The organism is Micromonospora sp. NPDC004540 (genome assembly GCF_040610095.1).
In the GTDB taxonomy this organism is placed as follows: domain Bacteria; phylum Actinomycetota; class Actinomycetes; order Mycobacteriales; family Micromonosporaceae; genus Micromonospora.
In genome coordinates this window covers 20431-40315 of the sequence record NZ_JBEXLR010000030.1, presented here as the reverse complement: position 1 = coordinate 40315, position 19885 = coordinate 20431, and the positions used below count along the sequence as shown (strand labels likewise).

General features: G+C 75.0%; 21 protein-coding genes. 11 read left to right on the top strand and 10 right to left on the bottom strand.

Annotation, left to right across the window (positions count from 1 at the left end; all coding sequences use genetic code 11):
- Nucleotides 1-16: 16 nt before the first annotated feature.
- Nucleotides 17-1312: a cation:proton antiporter gene (locus tag ABZV78_RS13285; RefSeq protein ID WP_355638229.1), complete on the top strand. Its 1296-nt coding sequence runs from the start codon at nucleotides 17-19 to the stop codon at nucleotides 1310-1312.
- Here ABZV78_RS13285 and ABZV78_RS13280 read toward each other — a convergent pair.
- Together ABZV78_RS13280 and ABZV78_RS13275 are read right to left on the bottom strand one after the other, a co-directional pair.
- Complete coding sequence (locus ABZV78_RS13280) at nucleotides 1262-2314, bottom strand: anti-sigma factor RsbA family regulatory protein (RefSeq protein WP_355638227.1); 1053 nt, start codon at nucleotides 2312-2314, stop codon at nucleotides 1262-1264. The two genes, ABZV78_RS13285 and ABZV78_RS13280, sit on opposite strands and share 51 nt — an antisense overlap.
- A 66-nt stretch (nucleotides 2315-2380) precedes the next feature.
- Nucleotides 2381-3328 carry an FAD-dependent oxidoreductase gene (locus tag ABZV78_RS13275; protein WP_355638261.1) on the bottom strand — a complete coding sequence of 316 codons (948 nt, stop codon included), beginning with the start codon at nucleotides 3326-3328 and terminating at the stop codon, nucleotides 2381-2383.
- A gap of 102 nt (nucleotides 3329-3430) precedes the next feature.
- On the opposite strand from ABZV78_RS13275, the gene ABZV78_RS13270 reads away from it, so the two are divergent.
- Entirely contained in the window at nucleotides 3431-3655 is a 225-nt protein-coding gene (locus tag ABZV78_RS13270) for a DUF3072 domain-containing protein (protein WP_355638225.1), read from the top strand.
- A gap of 1 nt (nucleotide 3656) precedes the next feature.
- On the opposite strand, the gene ABZV78_RS13265 is transcribed toward ABZV78_RS13270, so the two are convergent.
- Genes ABZV78_RS13265 through ABZV78_RS13255 form a run of 3 tightly spaced genes read right to left on the bottom strand, consistent with a single transcriptional unit; the run spans nucleotide 3657 to nucleotide 6821 of the window.
- The gene (locus ABZV78_RS13265) at nucleotides 3657-4157 is read right to left on the bottom strand and encodes a metallophosphoesterase (protein WP_355638223.1); all 501 of its coding nucleotides are present in this window, start codon (nucleotides 4155-4157) and stop codon (nucleotides 3657-3659) included.
- A gap of 46 nt (nucleotides 4158-4203) precedes the next feature.
- Nucleotides 4204-4983: an SDR family oxidoreductase gene (locus ABZV78_RS13260; RefSeq protein WP_355638221.1), complete on the bottom strand. Its 780-nt coding sequence runs from the start codon at nucleotides 4981-4983 to the stop codon at nucleotides 4204-4206.
- Nucleotides 4980-6821 carry a glycoside hydrolase family 15 protein gene (locus ABZV78_RS13255; protein WP_355638219.1) on the bottom strand — a complete coding sequence of 614 codons (1842 nt, stop codon included), beginning with the start codon at nucleotides 6819-6821 and terminating at the stop codon, nucleotides 4980-4982. The genes ABZV78_RS13260 and ABZV78_RS13255 overlap by 4 nt, the downstream gene beginning before the upstream one ends.
- Before the next feature lie 111 nt (nucleotides 6822-6932).
- On the opposite strand from ABZV78_RS13255, the gene ABZV78_RS13250 reads away from it, so the two are divergent.
- The gene (locus ABZV78_RS13250) at nucleotides 6933-7520 is read left to right on the top strand and encodes a general stress protein (RefSeq protein WP_355638217.1); all 588 of its coding nucleotides are present in this window, start codon (nucleotides 6933-6935) and stop codon (nucleotides 7518-7520) included.
- A 51-nt stretch (nucleotides 7521-7571) separates the two neighbouring features.
- Here the strand turns inward: ABZV78_RS13250 and ABZV78_RS13245 are convergent, their stop codons facing one another.
- Entirely contained in the window at nucleotides 7572-8156 is a 585-nt protein-coding gene (locus ABZV78_RS13245) for a DUF1684 domain-containing protein (RefSeq protein WP_355638215.1), read from the bottom strand.
- 126 nt (nucleotides 8157-8282) lie between these two features.
- Here ABZV78_RS13245 and ABZV78_RS13240 point away from each other — a divergent pair, with 126 nt between their 5' ends.
- Together ABZV78_RS13240 and ABZV78_RS13235 are read left to right on the top strand one after the other, a co-directional pair.
- On the top strand, nucleotides 8283-8765 hold the full coding sequence (locus tag ABZV78_RS13240; RefSeq protein WP_355638213.1) for a MarR family transcriptional regulator: 483 nt from the start codon (nucleotides 8283-8285) through the stop codon (nucleotides 8763-8765).
- 10 nt (nucleotides 8766-8775) lie between these two features.
- Entirely contained in the window at nucleotides 8776-9762 is a 987-nt protein-coding gene (locus ABZV78_RS13235; protein ID WP_355638212.1) for a pirin family protein, read from the top strand.
- Nucleotides 9763-9812: 50 nt separating this feature from the next.
- Here ABZV78_RS13235 and ABZV78_RS13230 read toward each other — a convergent pair whose 3' ends face one another.
- Nucleotides 9813-9941, bottom strand: a complete 129-nt coding sequence (locus tag ABZV78_RS13230; protein ID WP_255509960.1) for a hypothetical protein — start codon at nucleotides 9939-9941, stop codon at nucleotides 9813-9815.
- A 139-nt stretch (nucleotides 9942-10080) separates the two neighbouring features.
- Between ABZV78_RS13230 and ABZV78_RS13225 the strand changes: the two genes are divergently transcribed.
- Nucleotides 10081-11670 (top strand): phospholipase D-like domain-containing protein, encoded by a 1590-nt coding sequence (locus ABZV78_RS13225; RefSeq protein ID WP_355638210.1) that lies wholly within the window; start codon nucleotides 10081-10083, stop codon nucleotides 11668-11670.
- On the opposite strand, the gene ABZV78_RS13220 is transcribed toward ABZV78_RS13225, so the two are convergent.
- Nucleotides 11619-12374, bottom strand: coding sequence for a hypothetical protein (locus ABZV78_RS13220; RefSeq protein ID WP_355638208.1), 756 nt, complete (start codon nucleotides 12372-12374; stop codon nucleotides 11619-11621). The genes ABZV78_RS13225 and ABZV78_RS13220 overlap by 52 nt on opposite strands.
- A 356-nt stretch (nucleotides 12375-12730) precedes the next feature.
- Between ABZV78_RS13220 and ABZV78_RS13215 the strand changes: the two genes are divergently transcribed.
- Nucleotides 12731-13552, top strand: coding sequence for a SigB/SigF/SigG family RNA polymerase sigma factor (locus ABZV78_RS13215; protein WP_355638206.1), 822 nt, complete (start codon nucleotides 12731-12733; stop codon nucleotides 13550-13552).
- Nucleotides 13553-13644: 92 nt separating this feature from the next.
- Here ABZV78_RS13215 and ABZV78_RS13210 read toward each other — a convergent pair whose 3' ends face one another.
- Nucleotides 13645-14376 (bottom strand): methyltransferase domain-containing protein, encoded by a 732-nt coding sequence (locus tag ABZV78_RS13210; RefSeq protein ID WP_355638204.1) that lies wholly within the window; start codon nucleotides 14374-14376, stop codon nucleotides 13645-13647.
- Nucleotides 14377-14471: 95 nt separating this feature from the next.
- Between ABZV78_RS13210 and hrpB the strand changes: the two genes are divergently transcribed.
- Entirely contained in the window at nucleotides 14472-16982 is a 2511-nt protein-coding gene (hrpB, locus tag ABZV78_RS13205; RefSeq protein WP_355638203.1) for an ATP-dependent helicase HrpB, read from the top strand.
- Between the two features lie 5 nt (nucleotides 16983-16987).
- Here hrpB and ABZV78_RS13200 read toward each other — a convergent pair whose 3' ends face one another.
- A complete protein-coding gene (locus tag ABZV78_RS13200; RefSeq protein WP_355638201.1) occupies nucleotides 16988-17713 on the bottom strand; it encodes a protein phosphatase 2C domain-containing protein in 726 nt (241 codons plus the stop codon).
- A 167-nt stretch (nucleotides 17714-17880) separates the two neighbouring features.
- Between ABZV78_RS13200 and ABZV78_RS13195 the strand changes: the two genes are divergently transcribed.
- The 3 genes from ABZV78_RS13195 to ABZV78_RS13185 all read left to right on the top strand — a co-directional run bounded on the left by ABZV78_RS13195 (nucleotide 17881) and on the right by ABZV78_RS13185 (nucleotide 19858).
- Nucleotides 17881-18201 carry a multidrug efflux SMR transporter gene (locus ABZV78_RS13195; protein WP_355638199.1) on the top strand — a complete coding sequence of 107 codons (321 nt, stop codon included), beginning with the start codon at nucleotides 17881-17883 and terminating at the stop codon, nucleotides 18199-18201.
- 107 nt (nucleotides 18202-18308) lie between these two features.
- Complete coding sequence (locus tag ABZV78_RS13190; RefSeq protein WP_355638197.1) at nucleotides 18309-18638, top strand: YciI family protein; 330 nt, start codon at nucleotides 18309-18311, stop codon at nucleotides 18636-18638.
- Nucleotides 18638-19858 (top strand): DUF6596 domain-containing protein, encoded by a 1221-nt coding sequence (locus ABZV78_RS13185; protein WP_355638195.1) that lies wholly within the window; start codon nucleotides 18638-18640, stop codon nucleotides 19856-19858. Before ABZV78_RS13190 ends, ABZV78_RS13185 begins: the two co-directional genes overlap by 1 nt.
- Nucleotides 19859-19885 lie beyond the last annotated feature (27 nt).

Genomic DNA, 19885 nt, shown 5'->3' with positions numbered 1-19885 from the left:
GCGGAAGGGTGGTGCCGTGGAACCGGTCGATGTCGCGTTCGCCCTGGTGGGCGTCGGTGCGCTGCTGGCGGGGATCCTGCCCCGGGTGCTGGAACGCCGGCCGCTGTCGATGCCGATCGCGTTCCTCGGCCTCGGCATGCTGGTCTTCCTGGTGCCCACCGGGCTGCCGTCCCCGGACCCGCTGCGCTGGCCGGAGCTGACCACCCACCTCACCGAGGTCGGCGTGATCGTCGCGCTGATGGGCGCCGGTCTCAAGATCGACCGGCCGTTGAGCTGGGCGCGCTGGTCGTCGACCTGGCGGCTGCTGGCCGTCGCCATGCCGCTGTGCATCGCCGCGGTGGCACTGCTCGGCTGGTGGTGGGCCGGTCTGGTGCCGGCCGCGGCGCTGCTGCTGGGCGCCGCGCTCGCCCCGACCGACCCGGTGCTCGCCTCCGACGTGCAGGTGGGCGAGCCGACCGACGTGGAGGACTCGGAGGACGAGGTGCGCTTCGCGCTCACCTCGGAGGCCGGGCTGAACGACGGGCTGGCCTTCCCCTTCGTGTACGCGGCCATCGCGATCGCCACCACGAGCCTCGCCCCGGCGGACTGGCTGGCCCGCTGGCTCGCCGTCGACGTGTTCTACAAGCTCGCCGTCGGGGTGGGCGGCGGGCTGCTCGTCGGCTGGCTGCTCGGGAAGCTCTTCTTCCGGGCCCCGAGCGAGCTCCGGCTGGCCCGGCACGCCGAGGGCTTCCTGGCCCTCGCCGCGACCTTCCTGGCGTACGGGCTGGTCGAGGTGGCCGGCGGGTACGGCTTCCTGGCCGTCTTCGTGGCCGCCCGGGCGATCCGGGCCGCCGAGCGCACCCACGAGTTCCACTCCGTGCTGCACGACTTCGCCGAGCAGGTCGAGCGGCTGCTCACCGTGCTGTTGCTGCTGCTCTTCGGCGGCGCGGTGATCGGCGGCCTGCTCGCCCCGCTGACCTGGCCGGCGGCCCTGGTCGGGCTGGCCCTGGTCTTCGTGGTCCGCCCGCTGGCCGGCTGGTTGTCGCTGCGCGGCGCGCCGGGCCGCCCGGCCGAGCACTGGGTGATCTCGCTGTTCGGCATCCGCGGCGTCGGCTCGTTCTACTACCTGGCGTACGCCACCAGCAAGACGGAGTTCCCGCAGGCCGAGCTGGTCTGGGCCACGGTCGGCCTGGTGGTGGTGGTCTCGGTGGTGGTGCACGGGATCGCCGCCACCCCGGTCATGCAGCTGCTGGACCGGGCCGGCGAGCGGACCCGGGACGCCTCAGAGCGGGGCCGGGCGGACGAACCCGCGCTGGGCGGCGTCCGGGGCTGACCGGGGCACCGGCACCCGGGCGGCCGGCAGCTCCAGGCGCAGCCGCACCGTGGTCGCCCCGTCGGCGACGTGCACGTCCACCAGGTCGCAGAGCCGGTGCACCAGCAGCAGCCCTCGGCCGCGCACGCTGGCCACCGGCGGCGGGATCCGGCCGGCCAGAGGGTCGGACAGCTCACCCGGGCCGCTCACCTCGCAGATCAGCTCGCCCGCGGCGGCCCAGCACCGCGCGACGGCCGGTCCGGTGCCGTGGGTGAGCGCGTTGGAGGCCAGCTCGGTGACGGCGATGCGCAGGTCGTCGACCCGCTCCGCGGCGAGACCGGCGGCCTCGGCGACGGCGGCGACCGCCGCGCGCAGTGCCGAGAGCCGGTCGGGCCGGACCGGCTCGGTGAGCACGCCAACGGGCGGCGGGGGCAGCGGGCGGGCCAGCCGGCGCAGCACCGCCCGGGGCGGCCGGTAGCCGGCGTTGGGCCGGGCCACTCCCCCGCTGACCAGCCAGGGATGGGTCCGGGCGACGTCGTCCAGCGTCGCGGCCGGCAGCCGGGACCGGTCGAACAGGCAGCGCAGGGTGAGCGGCTGGTCGGCGAGGCCGAGGTTGATGATCGCCTCGTGCTCGACGCAGTGCCGGTACGCGGCCGGCCGGCGGCCGGGCCAGAGCGGCTCCCCCACGACGCGGACGCGGCGACCGGGGAACCGGTGGACGAAACTACGCAGCGTGGTGGCGATGATGGCACCCGGATTGCGCCCGATCACCGCCATGTCGGCCAGCTCGACACCGTCGAGCGGGTCGAGCAGTGGCCGGACCAGGGACAGCCGGTCGGTGGGCACGGCGACCAGCACCGGCTCGCCGGCGGCCAGCCCGGCCTCGACGAACTGGGCCACGGCGGCGCGGTAGTCCCGGTCGTCGGCGTAGAGCAGGGCGTCGTGGCGCAGCCCAGCGTCCGGGAACGTCGACCGGTCGCCCCCGGTCGTGCCGTCCCCCGGCCGACCGCCGGCGCCGTTCACTGCTCGTACACCTCCGGGACGAAGGATACCCGTGGGTGACGAGCCGCCTGCGCGCAGTGGCACCGGTCAGCCACGGTCCGCGAGCAGTCGCGCGGCCAGGGCCCGGCCGAGGTCCCGCCCGGAGCGCCAGGCGCCCTGCACCCGGGGCCGCCCGAACGCGTCACCGGCCAGCCCGATCCCGTCGTCGTCCAGGTGGTAGGCGCCGTCGCCGCCGGCGGCGGGCCTGGCGTACGTCCAGCGGTGCACGTGGGTCAGCTCGGCCGGCTCGGGCAGGCCGAACAGGTCGCGGACGGCCTGCTCGATCGCCGGGCCGGCGGCGGTGGGCTGGAGCAGGTGCCCGGCGGCGAACTCGGGGGTGGTGTGCGCGACCAGCACCGGGGCGCCGTCGCCGCGCCGGTCGCCGTCGTCGCAGACCACGCTCAGCACCGGGTGCCCGTTGACGAACGCGCCCCGGAAGTCCGGCCAGCGGCGGGCGGGGAAGCGCAGCACCCCGGCCAGCGCGGAGGACCAGCGCTGGGCCGCCACCGCCCGGGTGGCCGCCGCCAGCGCGGGGTCGAGCAGCAGGGCGGCCTGAGGGCCTGGCATGGCCAGCACCACCGCCTCGGCGGCCCGCCCGTCCACCCGGGGGCCCGGCTCGACCATCATGACCAGCCGGTTGTGCGCCACCGGCAGGTCCCGGGCCAGGTGCTCCACCAGCGAGCGGAGCCCCTGCGGGGCGGCCCAGCGCACCGGGCCGGCCACCTCCTCGCGCCCCCCGGGCCCGTACGCGACCAGCGTGTCGGTCCACTCCCGGGCCAGGCCGGCGGCTCGCCACCCCTCGACCACGGCGGCGAAGTCGGGGTCGTCGAGGGTGAAGTAGGCGGCGCCCAGGTCGGCGGGGCGGCCGTCGAAGCGCTTGGTGGCCATCCGCCCGCCGGTCACCCGGGCCCGCTCGCGGACCTCCACCGGGATGCCGGCCCGGGCCAGCTCCGCCGCGCAGGCCACCCCGGCGATGCCCGCGCCGACCACCACCACACCCGCCCGGTCCGCAGCCACCGGATGATCGTAGGCAAGCGGCCGGCATGAAGACCGCGGGACGGGGGTAGTGGTACACCTGTTCGAGGAGAGGTGATCACGATGGCCGACCGCAGCAACGGCAGCAACAGCCCCGTCAACCCGGACGCCGCCGTCAAGGACCCCGACGACTGGGTCACCGGCGACGAGCCGCCGACCGCGGCGCAGGAGTCCTACCTGCACACCCTGGCCCGGGAGGCCGGCGAGGAGGTCCCGGACGGGCTGACCAAGGCCGAGGCGTCCCGCCGGATCGACGAGCTCCAGGCGGAGACCGGTCGCGGCCGGTGAGTCAGCGCGGGGGCAGGCGGTGCAGCTCGACCCGGTCGAGCCGCCCCGCCGCCACCCGCGCGGTCAGGTAGGTCGCGTGCGGCTGGGCCCGCCGGTCGGTGGGTGAGCCGGGATTGAGCAGCCGCAGGCCGCCCGGGGCCACGCTGTCCCACGGGATGTGGGAGTGCCCGAAGACCAGCAGGTCGCAGTCCGTGAAGGCGGCGGCGCAATGCTCCTCCCGCCGGGTCTTCGGCCCGGTCTCGTGCACCACGGCGACCCGCAGCCCGGCCAGCTCGACCCGGGCCACCTCGGGCAGCCGGGCGCGCAGCTCCGGCCCGTCGTTGTTGCCGTACACCCCGACCAGCCGGCGGGACCGGGCCGCCAGGGCGTCCAGCAGGGACACGTCCACCCAGTCGCCGGCATGCAGCACCACGTCGGCGGCCTCGACCGCCGACCAGAGCGGCGCCGGCAGGTCCCGCGCCCGCTTCGGCACGTGCGTGTCGGCCATGATGACCAGCTCCATCCGCCGATCCTGCCCCGCCGCCCGGCCCGCTGTCGCGCGGGCGCGCTCAGGCGCCCTGGCCCTGGTTCTGCATGAGGCCGCCGTCCATGAAGTACGTCGACCCGGTCACGTAGTCGGCGTCGTCGCTGGCCAGGAAGACGGCCAGCTTGGCGATCTCCGACGGCTGCGCGGCCCGCTTCCAGGGGATGCTCTGCACCTGCTCCTCCAGGTACGCCGGGTCGTCGATGGCCCGCTGGTTGAACGGGGTGAGCACCATCCCCGGCCCGATGTTGTTGACGTTCATCCGCATCGGCGCGACCTCCAGCGCCAGGCTCTTGGCGAACTCCAGCATGGCGCCCTTGCTGGTGTCGTAGTCGGCGCCGCCGGCCCGGGCGACCTCCTGGTGGATCGAGGTGATGTTGATGATCCGCCCGCCGCCGCCCTGGTCACGCCGGTGCCGGACGAAGCGGCGGGAGCAGAAGAAGGCCCCGTAGACGTTGGTCCGGATGCACCGGTCCCAGGTCTCGGTGTCGAGGTCGGCTACCGGGATGCCGGAGGCGTCCACCCCGGCGTCGTTCATCAGCACGTCCAGCCGGTCGAACTCGGCGAGGGCCTCGTCGAACATCGCCTCGACCTGGTGTTCGACGCTGATGTCGCCCTGCACCACCATGGCCCGCCGGCCGACCTTCTCGATCTCGGCCCGGGTGTGGTTGGCTCCGGCGTGGTCGTGCAGGTAGTGCACCACCACGTCGGCGCCCTCCCGGCCGAACTCGATGGCCGTGGCCTGTCCGATGCCCGAGTCGGAGCCGGTGATCAGGGCGGTCCTCCCTGCCAGGCGTCCGGTCATCCGCGTACTCCCTCCGTGGTGGTCGCGCCGGTAGGCACGGCCGGTCGGTCGGTCCGGTCGCCGAACCGCTCGGCGGCCGCGGTGATCCGGCCCGCGGCGTTGATCAGGCCGATGTGCGAGAAGGCCTGCGGAAAGTTGCCCAGCTGCTCGCCGGTGACCTGGTCGATCTGCTCGGCGTACAGGCCGAGATCGTTGACCCGGTCGGCGAGCTGCCCGAACAGCCGTCGGGCCCGGTCCAGCTCGCCGGCCTCGGCCAGGCAGCCGGCCAGCCAGAACGAGCAGATCACGAAGCCCGCCGGGTCGTCGTTCCAGCGACGCAGCAGGCCGTTGCGGGACAGCCGGCGCTCGACCACGTCGATGGTGGCGCGCATCCGCGGGTCGTCGGCGGGCAGGAACCCGACCAGCGGCATGATCAGCACCGAGGCGTCCAGATCGTCGGAGTCGAACGCGCCGGTGTACGCACCGACCCGGTCGCTCCAGCCCCGGTCGAGCACCGCCGCGCGCACCTCGTCGCGGGCGGCCGCCCAGCGCGCCACGTCGGCGGGTTCGCCGATCCGGGGCCCGAACCGGACGGCGCGGTCCAGCGCCGTCCAGCACTGCACCTTGGACGACAGGTAGTGCCGCTCGACGTCGCGCGCCTCCCACATCCCGGCGTCGGGCCGGCGCCACTCCCGCGCCGCCTGGTCCGCGAGGGCGTGCAGCAGGTGCCGCACGTCGGCCGACATCGGGTCGAGGTAGTGGCGCATCAGCCACGCCGCGTCGAGGACCTCGCCCAGCACGTCGGTCTGCCGCTGCCGCCAGGCGTCGTTGCCGACCAGGACCGGCCGGCTGCCGGCGTACCCGGCGAGGTGGTCGAGGCGGTGCTCGGTGAGGTCCCGCTCACCCTCGACGCCGTACATGATCGGCACCGGCTCGTCGTCGATCCGGCCCATCGCCCGGGCCACCCAGCTGAACTGCCGATCGGCCTCGTCGGGGCAGGCGGCCAGCCAGAGCGCCTGGAGGGTGAGGCTGAAGTCGCGGAGCCAGACGAAGCGGTAGTCGTAGTTGCGGTCCCCGCCCAGCTCCTCCGGGAGCGAGGTGGTGGCCGCCGCCACCACCGCCCCGCTGGGCGCGTAGGTCATCCCCTGCACCACCATGGCGCTGCGGCGGACCAGGTCGCGGTGGAGGCCGTGGTATTCGTGCAGGTCGGCCCAGGACCGCCAGCCGGCGACGGTGTCGGCCAGCACCTGGTCGGCGTCGGGCAGCGCCGGGGCGCCGGCCCGGTAGGTCGGGGCGTATCCGAGGGTGAAGTGGTGGGTGCTGCCGGCGCGGGCGGTGAACCGCCCGGACGCGCCGCCCTCGCCGCAGGTCAGCGGCACGTTGGCGCGCAGTTCCAGCCGGCACGCGCCGGCCGTCGCCCCGATCACCCCGTCGTCGTCGGTGAGGTAGGCGCGGACGCGGCCGTACTCGAAGCGGGGTGCGTAGTCGACCCGCATCGGCACCTGGCCGGTGAGCCCCTCGACCACGCGGGCGAGCACCCGCGGCGACCGCAGCCCGATGTGGTGCCCGCGCGCGCCGGGCTCCAGCGCCAGGGCGTCGGTGACGGCCGCCGTCCCGGTCGCGGTGCGGAAGACGGTACGCAGCACGAGCGCGTCCTCCAGGTAGGACCGGGTGCTGGTGAACTCGCCCGCGGGCCGGATGCTCCAGTGCCCCGCGTCATCGTCGAGCAGCCGCCCGAACACCGACGGCGCGTCGAAGCGGGGCGGGCACCACCAGTTCACCGAGCCGGTCCGGTCCACCAGGGCCGCGCTGTGCCCGTCGGCGAGGAACCCGTGCTCGCTGATCCGTCCTGTCCGCACGGCGATGGCTACCCGGCCCGGCGGCCCCCATGCGCGCCGCCATCCGTAGGCGCCGGCGTGTTACCCGCCGACGGCGGTGGGAACGCGACGGGCTGACGAAGGAGGATGCTCATGACCAGACCCTCGAGTCCGACCGCGGCCTGGCGGCCCGGGATGCCGGGCAGCGACAACCTCCCGTCCGGTCCGAGCGGTCGTCCGTTGCCGCCGAGCGGGGACGGACACGGGCCGCAGGCCGGCGCGCCGACCGTCACGATCGGGTCGTACCCGGACTATCCGTCCGCCCAGCGGGTCGTGGACTATCTGGCCGACAACCGGTTCCCGGTGGAACGGACCGCGATCGTGGGGACCAACCTCACCCTGGTCGAGACCGTGATGGGCCGGCTCACCACGGCCCGGGCGGCCCTGGTGGGCGCCGGCACCGGCGCCTGGTTCGGCCTGTTCATCGGGTTGCTCTTCGGCATCTTCACCGCGGGGAACTGGGTCGCGGTGATCCTCGTGGGCCTGGTGATCGGCGCGATCTGGGGCGCCGTCTTCGGCGCGGTGGCCCACGCCATGACCGGGGGCCAGCGGGACTTCACCTCGGCCAGCTCGCTGCGGGCCAGCCAGTACGCGGTCACCGTGGACGCGGACGTGGCCGACCAGGCCCGGCAGCTGCTCGGCCGGATGCACCTGACCCCGACCGGCGCCACCGCCCGCTGACCGGTCGGTCCGAACGCCCCGGCGCGCCCGTCGCGCCGGGGCGCCACCGGTTCAGTGGTAGGACCGCTCGCCGGCGCGGATGGGGACGTCGACCCGGTTCTCCGGCGGGGCCAGCGGGCAGGCCCACCGGTCGTCGTAGGCGCAGCTCGGGTTGTAGAGGTAGTTGGCATCGAGTCGGACCCGGTTGCCGGGCAGCACGGTCAGGCCGCGCCCGAAGGTCCCCTTCACCGTGTCGGTCAGGTAGCGCCCGCCGCCGTACGCCTCGGTGCCGCAGGTGGCGTCGCGCAGCGGAAGGAACAGCCCACCCCCGTACGCCTCGATCCACCACAGCGTGAGCGGCCCCCACGGCGTCTCGGCGACCGCCACCCGCCGGTACCGGACCACTCCGTCGGGGCCGCCGGTGTCGATCGTCTCGGTGCCCGAGGCGGGGCGCAGCGGGGCCTCGACCACGGCGGCCGGGTCGGGCGGGAACCAGCGCAGCCCGGTGAAGCCCGGGCGGTCGGCGGGCGGCAGCGGGCTGCTGGGATGGCTGCGGAACAGCTCGTCCCGGGCGGCCCGGAAGCCGGCCAGGTCGAGGTCGGAGAGGTAGAGCCGGGCCACCCGCTCCCGCCAGTCCTGCACGTCGAGATCTTCCACTCCCCGACCCTATCCGGGATGCGCGCTTCAGATTTCAATGTCACCGCCATCAAGCATCGCTGTTGCGCGGCTCACCACCGAGGCAGACCACTTGTTTAAATTTTAAATAGTGCTACTGTCTTGGCCATGACCGAGAGCCTGGATCCCGAGCGGATGGCGTGCTGGCGGGCCTACATCGAGGCGAGCCAGCGGCTGTTCACCCAGCTCGAGGACGACCTGCGCGCGGACAGCGAGCTGAGCTTCGCCGACTACCACGTGCTGGTGCTGCTCTCCGAGGCGCCTGGGCAGCGGCTGCGGATGGGCGAGCTGGCCGGCCGGCTGGTGTTCTCGCCGAGCCGGCTGACGTACCAGATCTCCTCCATGCAGAAGCGCGGCCTGGTGGCCCGGGAATCGTGCCCGGACGACCGGCGCGGCAGCGAGGCGGTGCTCACCGCGGCGGGCCTGCTGACCCTGCGCGAGGCCGCGCCGCACCACCTGCGCTCCGCGCGCACCCACCTGATGGACGACCTCGACGACGCCGAGGTCGCCTGCCTCACCCGGGTCTTCGAGCGGCTCGGCCGGCGCCTGCGCGCCGACCGCGACGCGTCGTCCACCCCGGCCGACAAGTAAGGAGCCCGAGATGCCCGCGATCACCGTCGACGACGTCCTCGTCCTGCCCCGCCTGCCGGAGCTCGCCGAGTCCACCAGCTACCGCCCGGTCCGCCGGGTGACCACCGCGCCGAGCGGCTACGAGGGCGAGGGCTTCCCCGTCCGCAGGGCCTTCGCCGGGGTCTCGATGACCGACCTGGACCCGTTCATCCACCTCGACCAGATGGGCGAGGTCGACTACGCGCCGGGCGAGCCGAAGGGCACCCCGTGGCACCCGCACCGGGGCTTCGAGACGGTTACCTACATGATCGACGGGATCATGGACCACCAGGACTCGCAGGGCGGCGGCGGCACCATCACCGACGGCGACACCCAGTGGATGACGGCGGGTCGCGGCCTGCTGCACATCGAGGCGCCGCCGGAGCACCTGGTGATGAGCGGCGGCCTCTTCCACGGCCTCCAGCTCTGGGTCAACCTGCCGCGGGTGGCGAAGATGAACCCGCCGCGCTACCAGGACATCCGCGGCCGGGAGTCGGCGCTGCTCACCACGCCCGACGGCGGCGCGCTGATCCGGGTGATCGCCGGCGAGATCGCCGGGCACCGGGGCCCGGGCTCGACCCACACGCCGATCACGATCGCGCACGTGACGCTCCAGCCCGGGGCCGAGCTGAGCCTGCCCTGGCGGCCGGACTTCAACGCGCTGGTCTACGTGCTGGCCGGCCGGGGCACCGTCGGCACCGACCGGCGGCCGATCCACCTCGGCCAGCTCGCGGTGCACGGCGCGGGCGACGCGCTGCGGGTCACCGCGGACGCACGGCAGGACGCCAACACCCCGGCGCTGGAGCTCTACATCATGGGCGGCCAGCCGATCCGCGAGCCGGTGGCGCACTACGGCCCGTTCGTGATGAACACCCGCGCCGAGCTGATCCAGGCGGTCGAGGACTACCAGGCCGGCCGGCTCGGGGTGATCCCGGCCGGGCGGGTGCCGCACAGCGGCGGCGAGGGTGACCGCCCCTGACCGCGCGATCCGACGGGCGTCCCGGTTCTCCGGGGCGCCCGTCGCCGGTCTCAGGAGACGGCGAAGATGCCGGCCACCCCGAGGATCACCATCAACAGGACCGCCACCAGCGCACCCCGTTCCCCCTCCACCGCCTGCTCGCGGTATTCGGTCACGGTGTTCGTCGTCTCGGCGGGCATGCTATGGCCTCCTCGGTTTCGCGATCCAGGGGTCCGGCGCACCCCCACGCGAGCACCCCGCCGACCTGGGGCGGTCGGCGTGCAGGGCCGTGCCGGGGGTCCTACCGTGAGGACGTTGTCGACCTCGGGAGGTTGGAACGTGACGATGCGGCACTGGTTCCTCTCCGCACAGGAACGCGCCAACCCAGGGTCTGAGTTACCCGTCTGGACGAGCGGAAACCTCGTCGAGCCGTTAATTCACGGCGGCGCGTACTTCGACCGGCTGGTCAGTGAGGTCGAGCAGCTCCGGGCCGGCGACCACATCTTCTTCACCGACTGGCGCGGCGACCCGGACGAGCGGATGCGGCCGGACGGCCCGACCGTCGTGCAGCTCTTCGCCCAGGCCGCGCAGCGCGGGGTGGTCGTCAAGGGCCTGATCTGGCGCTCCCACCTCGACGCGCTCTCCTACAGCGAGGAGGAGAACCGCGACCTGAGCGAGGCGATCTGCGCCGCCGGCGGCGAGGTGCTGCTCGACCAGCGGGTCCGCCGCGGCGGCTCGCACCACCAGAAGCTGGTGGTGCTGCGCCGCCCCGGCGCACCGGAGCGGGACATCGCGTTCGCCGGCGGAATCGACCTCTGCCACAGCCGGCGGGACGACGCGGCGCACGCCGGCGATCCGCAGCCGGTCGCCATGTCCCCGCGGTACGGCCCGCGCCCGCCCTGGCACGACGTCCAGCTCGCGCTCCGCGGCCCGGTGGTCGGCGCGCTGGACACCACCTTCCGGGAGCGGTGGACCGACCCGATGCCGCTCGACTCGGAGAACCCGATGGCCTACCTGCGGGACCGGCTGCGCGGCGCGGACCTGAGCCCGGACCCGCTGCCCGACCAGCCCGCCGATCCGCCGCCCTGCGGGCCGCACCACGTCCAGGTGCTGCGCACCTACCCGGCGGTGCGCCCGCGCTACTCGTTCGCCCCGGACGGCGAGCGGACGGTGGCCCGCGGCTACACCAAGGCGGTCCACCGGGCCCGCCGGCTCATCTACCTGGAGGACCAGTACCTCTGGTCGACCGAGGTGGCCGACCTCTTCGCCCGGGCCCTGCGCGAGCAACCGGAGCTGCACCTGGTGGCCGTGGTCCCCCGGCACCCGGACGTGGACGGGCGGCTGGCGCTGCCGCCGAACATGGTCGGTCGCGCGCAGGCCCTCGAGCTCTGCCACCGGGCCGCCCCGGACCGGGTGCACGTCTTCGACGTGGAGAACCACGAGGGCACCCCGGTCTACGTGCATGCGAAGGTCTGCGTGGTGGACGACGTCTGGGCCAGCGTGGGCAGCGACAACTTCAACCGCCGCTCGTGGACCCACGACAGCGAGCTGTCCTGCGCGGTGCTGGACGAGACCCGCGACGAGCGGGCGCCGACCGACCCGGCGGGGCTGGGCGACGGGGCCCGGGTGTTCGCCCGCGACCTGCGGCTGCGGCTGTGGCGGGAACACCTGGACCGGGACCCGGACGGCGAGGCGGACCACGACCTGCTCGATCCGGCGGACGCGGTCGCGGCGATCACCTCGGCGGCCGAAGAGCTGGAGCGGTGGCACGGATCGGGGCGCACCGGGCCCCGCCCGCCGGGGCGGCTGCGACCGCACCGGCCCGAACGGTTGTCCTGGCACACCCGGCTCTGGGCGCTGCCGGCGTACCGGCTGGTCTACGACCCGGACGGCAGGCCGCTGCGGGCCCGGCGCGCCGGCACCTGGTGAACCTCCGGGAGGGCGTCGCCGGTGGGCAGCGGCTCGTCCAGCGCGTTCGGCCGGGCCGGGTACGCGAACGACACCCGGGGCGAGTAGAAGCCCCAGCAGACCTGTAGCGGGTTGGCCGGCCGGAGCGCGTAGACCGGGTGCTCCGGGGCGAGGAACTCCACCGACTCGACCTCGAACGGCGACACCGGCTCGGCCACGTACGGGTAGTCCGCGACGATCAGCTCGCCGTCGCGGGCGGTCAGGTAGCGGTGGTGGCCGTTGTACGCCTCGGTGCCGGTGTGCCCGACCCCGGCGGTGACCTGGATGAGCGGCCGCCCGTCGGCCCAGGTCTCGGCGGTGAGCCGCCCGCCCCGGACGTCGACCAGGGTCTGCCCCGGCGCGGCCGGGGCGCCCCGGGCGGACGCGTACTGCCGGACCCGCGGGCTGGACGCGAGGTAGTGGGTCCACCAGCCGCCGGGTGTCTCGCCGTCGGGCGGCTCCATGTCCGCGAGCGAGACACCGAGGAAGGTGAGCGAGTACGCGTCGAACCCGGAGGTCTGGGTCTCGTCGTCCACCACGTACTGGCAGAGGAAGACCTGGCGGTCGGGGTGCGGGCGGAGGCCGGCCGGAACGAGCGCCGCGACCGCGTCGGGGTCCGCCGGGAGCCAGCTGAACAGCAGGGTCCGGGCGTTGACGACGAGTTGCGGAGCGGCGGGATCCAGCAACGGTGCCTCCGTAGACGTGTACACCTGACGCTACGGGCGGTCCCATCGGCGGGACAACGACGGAAAGGTGACAGTGTGAGCCGACTGTCGGGTTTCATGTTGACCGGTCGGCCCCGGGATCCATCCGTCCGGCCAGCCGGGCCCGACCGCCTCGCCCCGCGCTGCGGGTCGGGCGCACGAGGGGTTTCTGCCCCGATTCAGGCCCTTGAGGGCGTGACGCGGCATAAGTACATCGTACTTTCGGCTAGATTTCCTCCGGCCGATCGGGCTAAGGTGGCTTCCGAACGGCTTAACTGAAGCTAAACCGAAGCGTCACGTCTTTTTGTTTCGCGGACGAGGTGCAGGGAGGACCACCCATGACCGCGCACACGATCAGCGAGCCGGCGACGACAGCGACCACCTCCGAGAAGCTCGACCCGCGAGCGCTCACCGACAGCGCCGCGGACCTGCTCAACGCCATGGCGGCGCTGCCCGCCCAGCACCCGTCCCGCGCCGCGCTGCGCGACAGGGCGATCGAGGCCTGGCTGCCGCTCGCCAACCACCTCGCCCACCGCTACAGCGGCCGGGGCGAGCCCACCGACGACCTGGCGCAGACCGCCGCCGTCGGCCTCATCAAGGCGATCGACAAGTTCGACCCGTCCCGCGGGGTCGACTTCGCCGGCTACGCCATCCCGACCATCATCGGCGAGCTGAAGCGGCACTTCCGCGACCGCACCTGGGACATCCGGGTGCCGCGCCGCCTCCAGGAGCTGCGGCTGGCCATCTCCGATGCCAACAGCACCCTGTTGCAGACCCTCGGCCGCTCGCCGACGGTCGCCGACATCGCCGCCCACCTCAACCTCACCGAGGAGGAGGTCCTGGAAGGCCTGGAGGGTGCCCGCGCCTACAACGCGGTGTCGCTGTCCACCCCCACGGGCGACGGCGACCGCGCCACCGAGCTGGGCGACATGCTCGGCGGCGAGGACGGCGAGTTCGAACTGGCCGAGCTGCGGGTCGCCCTCGGGCCGGCGCTGGCCACGCTCGACGAGCGCGAGCAGAAGATCCTCACGCTGCGCTTCTACGGCAACCTGACCCAGTCGCAGATCGCCGAGCAGATCGGCGTCTCGCAGATGCACGTGTCCCGGCTGCTGGCCCGGGCGCTCACGAAGCTGCGCGGGCAGCTCGACGGAACGTACTAGGGGGGTGGCGACGGTGGCCGGGTCGGCGGGCCCGGCCACCGTCAACGTCACGCAGGCCCGGTCGGCGGTGCGCCGGCCGGGCCGTTCCGTGCTCAGCGCAGCACCAGCAGGTCCAGCGCGTCGACCACCGGGGCGTCCGGGGCCAGCCGCGCCGCCGCCCGCAGCCGGCGTAACCCCCGGTCGTAGTCGGCGTCGTCGAGCAGCGCCAGCGGCGTGTGCGCGGCGCGCCGCAGCCCGTCGGCCGCCGCCCGCAGCGAGGGGGCGCTGACCTGCGGCACCGGCTCCAGCGCCACCGGGGCGAACCCGGCCGGCTCGAACGCCGCGCAGACCTCGGCGACCGACGGATAGCCGTCCACCACCCGCAGCGCCTCCGGGAACCAGCGGAACAGGCTCACCCCGCCGCCCCGACCGGCGAAGACCGACCGGATCAGCACCGGCGCGCCGGGCCGCAGCACCCGGCGCAGCTCGGCGGCGACCGCCGGCAGGTCGGGCAGGTGGTGCACCACCGTGGAGAGCCACGCGCCGGCCAGGCCGGCCGCCGCCAGGGGCAGCGACTCCGCCCGCCCGGCCACCATCCCCGGGTACGCCGAGCGGGCCCGCATCGCCGCCGCCGGCTCGACCGCCACCACGTCCACCCCGTACCAGGCACGGAAGGCGGTCGCCCAGGCGCCGGTGCCCGCGCCCAGGTCGAGCACCCGGTCCCCGGGTCCGACGGGCAGGTGCCGGGACACCGCGGCGCGCCAGCTCGCCAGGCCGTCGGCCGGCAGGTGCCGGGTCGCCGCGAAGGCGGCGGCCGAGGCGTCGTCGTACGCCATCATCGCCATGACCGTCACTCCACGCCAGGAAACGGTCACGGTCAATGTGAGAAGTCGAACAGGACCCCGCGCCGGCCGCCCGGCCGGGGGTGCGAGAGTGGGTCGTGCTCTCCGACGTCTCCCTGGACCTGCCGGTCCGGCCGGTGCTGCCGGCGCTGGTCGAGGCGCTGGGCGGGGCCGGCGCGGCGGTCCTGGTGGCGCCCCCGGGCACCGGCAAGACCTCGCTGGCGCCGCTCGCGGTGGCCGCCGAGGTCACCGGCCGGGTGGTGATCGCCCAGCCCCGCCGGGTGGCCGCCCGGGCCGCCGCGCACCGGATGGCCGCCCTGCTCGGCGAGCGGGTCGGCGAGCGGATCGGGTACGCCGTGCGCGGCGAGCGTCGGGTCGGCCCGCGGACGCGGGTCGAGGTGGTCACCACCGGCCTGCTGGTCCGCCGCCTGCACCACGACCCGGAGCTGCCCGGGGTCGGCGCGGTGCTGCTCGACGAGTGCCACGAGCGGCAGCTCGACGCCGACCTGGCGCTGGCGTTCACCGTGGAGGCGCGCGGCGCCCTCCGGCCGGACCTGTGGCTGCTGGCCATGTCGGCCACGCCTCGGGCGGACCGGTTCGCCGCGCTGCTCGGCGGGGGCGCTCCCGCGCCGGTGGTCCGGGCCGAGGCCGCCCTGCACCCGGTGGACCGGGTGTGGACGCCGCCGCCCCGCCCGGTCACCGCGCCCGGCGCCGGCCGGGTGGACCCGGCCCTGCTGGACCACGTGGCGGCGACGGTGCGCCGGGCGCTGCGCGAGCGGGACGGCGACGTGCTGGTCTTCCTCCCCGGCGCGGGCGAGATCGCCGCCGTCGCGGGTCGCCTGGCCGACCTGCGCGACACGGTCGCCGTGCTGCCGCTGCACGGCCGGCTCCCCGGCGCCGCGCAGGACGCGGCGCTGACCCCGCTGCCGGGGCGGCGCCGGGTCGTGCTGGCCACCGCCGTGGCGGAGAGCAGCCTGACCGTGCCGGGCGTCCGCGTCGTGGTGGACGCCGGGCTGAGCCGGGTGGCCCGCACCGACCTGGCCCGCGGGCTGGGCGCGCTGGTCACCGTGCCGCTGTCCCGGGCGGCGGCCACCCAGCGTGCCGGCCGGGCCGGGCGGGAGGCGCCCGGGGCGGTCTATCGGTGCTGGTCGGAGGCAACCCACGCCCGGCTCGCTCCGCAGCCCGAACCGGAGATCGCCACCGCCGACCTGACCGGGTTCGCGCTGGAGCTGGCCGCCTGGGGCACCCCGGACGGGGCCGGGCTGGCGCTGCCCGATCCCCCGCCGCCGGCCGCGCTGGCCGTCGCCCGGGAGACGCTTACCACGCTGGGCGCGGTCGACGCGGACGGTCGGATCACCGACCGGGGGCGGGCCATCGCGGCGGCCGGCGCGCACCCCCGGCTGGCCCGGGCGCTGCTCGACGGGGCGCAGCGGGTCGGCGCCGACCGGGCAGCCGAGGTGGTGGCGCTGCTCGCCGAGGAGACGCTGGGCGGCGCCGGGGACGACCTCACCGCGTTCTGGCGCCGGCTGCGCACCGGCGCCGACCCGGCCGCCACCGCCCGTTGGCGCGCCGAGGCACGCCGGCTGCGCACCGCGCTGTCCGCCGGGCACTCCGCGCCGGGCCGCCTGACCGACGATCTGGCGGCGGGGCTGCTGGTCGGGCTGGCGTACCCGGAGCGGTTGGCCCGGGTGCGGCGGGCCGGCGGGTCCGCGTACCTGATGGCCGGCGGGACCGCCGCGGAGCTGGCGGGCGGGTCGGGGCTGGTGGGGTCCGAATGGCTGGCCATCGCGGTGGCCGACCGCTCCCCCGGCGCGCCGACCGCCCGGGTCCGGCTGGCCTCCCCGGTCGACGAGGCGACCGCCCGGGAGGCCGGCGGGCCGCTGCTGCGTGCCGCGCGCGAGGTCGGCTGGTCCGGTGGGGACGTGGTGGCCCGGGAGGTGGTCCGGCTCGGCGCGATCGAGCTGGTCGACCGGCCCCTCGCCGCGCCGGACCCGGCGCGGCTGGCCGAGGCCGTGCTCGCCGGGCTGCGCCGGGACGGCCTGGCGCTGCTCACCTGGACGCCGGAGGCCACGGCGCTGCGCCGGCGGCTGGCCTTCTGCCGGCAGGCGCTCGACGACGGGTGGCCGGACGTCTCCGACGCCGCGCTGCTCGCCGCCGCACCCACCTGGCTGGGCCCCGAGCTGGCCCGCGCGCGCCGTCGGGCGGACCTGGCCCGGGTCGACGTGGCGACGGCGCTGCGCCGGCTGCTGGACTGGCGGCAGGCGGCCCGGCTGGACGAGCTGGCGCCGGAGCGGCTCCCGGTGCCCAGCGGATCGCGGATCCGGCTGGACTACGCCGACCCCGCCGTCCCGGTGCTGGCGGTGAAGCTCCAGGAGACGTTCGGCTGGCGGGACGCGCCGCGGATCGCCGACGGCCGGGTGCCGGTGCTGCTGCACCTGCTCTCCCCCGCCGGCCGGCCGGTCGCGGTCACCGCCGACCTGGCCTCGTTCTGGCGGACCGGTTACCCGCAGGTGCGGGCGGAGCTGCGCGGGCGCTATCCCCGCCACCCGTGGCCGGAGGACCCGACCACCGCCGAGCCGACCCGGCGCGCCAGCCCGCGCCGGCGCTGACCCGGCTACTCGTCGACCACGTCCGCGATCACCACGGTGACGTTGTCCGGGCCGCCGGCCCGCAACGCCAGGTCGATCAGCTTGGCCGCGCACGCCTCCCGGTCGGGGTGGCCGCCGAGCACCTCGGCGAGGGTGTCGGGGCGGACCACGTTGGAGAGGCCGTCGCTGCACAGCAGCCAGCGGTCGCCGGCCCAGGGCACCATGGTCGCGTAGGTCGGGGAGACCTCGTCGCCCTGCAACGCCTGGGTCACCACGGCCCGGCGGGGGTGGCTGCTCGCCTGCTCGGGGGTGATCACGCCCTGGTCGACCAGCATCTGCACGAAGGTGTCGTCCCGGGTGACCTGCTTCAGCACGCCCTCCCGGAACAGGTAGGCCCGGGAGTCGCCGACGTGCGCCAGCGCCAGGCAGCTGCCCGTGCGGGCGAAGAGCAGCGCGGTCAGGGTGGTGCCCATGCCCTGGCGTTCCGGGTCCTCCTCGACCGCCTGCCGGATCCGCGTCGTGGCCAGCTCTATGCCGCCCTGGAGCGCGGCGACCAGCGCGTCCTCGGGGGTCTCCACGTCCAGCGGCACGACCGCGTCCATCGCGATACGGCTGGCCAGGTCACCGGCGGCCATGCCGCCCATGCCGTCGGCGACGGCGACCAGCCAGTTGCCGGCGTGCTGGGCGTCCTGGTTGCCACTGCGGATCAGCCCACGGTCGCTCGCCCCGACGGAACGAAGCTTCAGGGTCATGGGAGGCAGCCTGCCAGTTGGAGGGCTCGGTTGTCTCTAGGAGATCAGGACCATGCTACGTGGCGCGGCGAATCTCACTGTCGACGGCTACCGGCGAGCCATCGGGCCAGACCGATCGACAGCGGCGGAACGCGCCGGAAACGAAGCCGCCCCGGTACGGTCCCGGGATGGCGTACGTGTTCCTGCTGGCCGCGATCACCGCCGAGGTGATCGGCACCAGCCTGCTCAAGGCGACCGACGGCTTCACGCGGCTCTGGCCGACCGTCGGCCTGGCGGTGGCGTACCTGTCGGCGTTCGGGCTGCTCGCTCTCGCGGTGAAGGACATCCCGGTCGGGGTGGCCTACGCGATCTGGTCCGGGCTCGGCACGGCGGCCATCATGGCGATCGGCGCGGCGTTCCTCGGTGAGCCGCTGAGCGTGGCGAAGGTCGTCGGGGCCGGCCTGGTGATCGCGGGCGTGGTCGTGCTCAACCTCGGCGGGGCGCACTGAATCGTCGAGGAAATACCGGTGGGGCGTGTCGGATCGAGGCAACGGCGTTCGTAGCAGGGGTGAACGGCGGCCCGAGGGGCGGCCACACGACGACAGGAGATGACCCGATGGCGCAGTACCTGATGTCCGTTCTCTACGACGCGGCCGACCTCGCCACCGCGGAGGAGATGGCCGCGATCGATGTCTTCAACGACCAGCTCCAGGCCGAGGGCCACTGGGTCTTCGCCGGCGGCCTCGCGTCGCCCAGCTCGGCCACCGTCGTCGACGGCCGGGACGGGGAGCCGGTGTTCACCGACGGGCCCTACGTGGAGTCGAAGGAGCACGTCGCCGGCTTCTGGATCATCGAGGCTCCCCACCTCGACGTGGCGCTCCGGCTCGCCGCCCTGGGTTCGAAGCACTGCAACCGGAGGGTCGAGCTCCGGCCGTTCCTGGGCTGATGACCGACGTCGGCGAGGTGATCACCCGGGTCCACCGCGCGGAGTGGGCCCGGGTGGTCGCGACCCTGACCAGGCGCTTCGGGGACCTCGACATCGCCGAGGAGATGGCCGCCGAGGCGTTCGCGACCGCCGTCGAGCGCTGGCCGGTCGACGGCGTCCCGCCGAGTCCCGGCGCGTGGCTCACCACCACCGCCCACCGCAAGGCGATCGACCGCCTCCGGCGCGAGGCCAGGCGCGAGGAACGGCACAGGGAGGCGCTGATGCTCGCCGACACTCCCGAGCCGCTCGGTGCCATCGACGACGACCGGCTCCGCCTCATCTTCACCTGCTGCCACCCCGCTCTCGCCATGGAGGCGCGGATCGCGCTCACCCTGCGGATGGTCGGTGGGCTCACCGTGCCCGAGATCGCCCGGGCGTTCCTGGTCCAGGAGACCGCCATGGGCCGGCGGATCACCCGCGCGAAGGTGAAGATCAAGGCAGCGAGGATCCCGTACGGCGTGCCGTTACGGGAGGATCTCCCGGCGCGGGTCACCGGGGTGCTCGCCGTCCTCTACCTGATCTTCAACGAGGGCTACCTGGCCTCCGACCCCGAGAAGGAGGCGGTCCGCAGCGACCTGACCGCCGAGGCGATCCGGCTGACCCGGCTGGTCCGTGCCCTGCTGCCGGCGGACGGCGAGGTCGCCGGGCTCCTGGCGCTGATGCTCCTGACGGAGGCGCGCCGGGCCGCGCGGGTGTCGGCGAGCGGTGAGCTCGTCGCCCTCAACGAGCAGGACCGCGGCGCGTGGGACCGCGAGCTGATCGCCGAGGGCCACGCCCTGGTCCGCGCGCGCCTCGCCGCCGGCCAGGCGCCGGGGCGCTACCAGATCCTCGCCGCGATCAACGCCGTCCACACCGACGCCCGCGACGTCCGGGACACCGACTGGTCGCAGATCGTCGCGCTCTACGACCAGTTGGTCCGCCTCGACCCCTCGCCGATCGTGCGGCTCAACCGGGCGATCGCGGTCGCCGAGCTCGACGGCCCGGAGGTCGCCCTGGCAGTGGTGGACGGCCTGCCGCTGGAGAGCTACCACGCCTACCACGCCACCCGCGCCGACCTGCTGCGCCGGCTGGGCCGGAGCGAGGAGTCGCGGGCGGCGTACGACCGGGCCATCGGGCTGGCCGGGAACACCGCCGAGACGGCGTACCTCATCCGTCGCCGCGACCAGCTGGCCGGTCGGTGACGGCGGCGACGGCGTCCCGGCGTAACC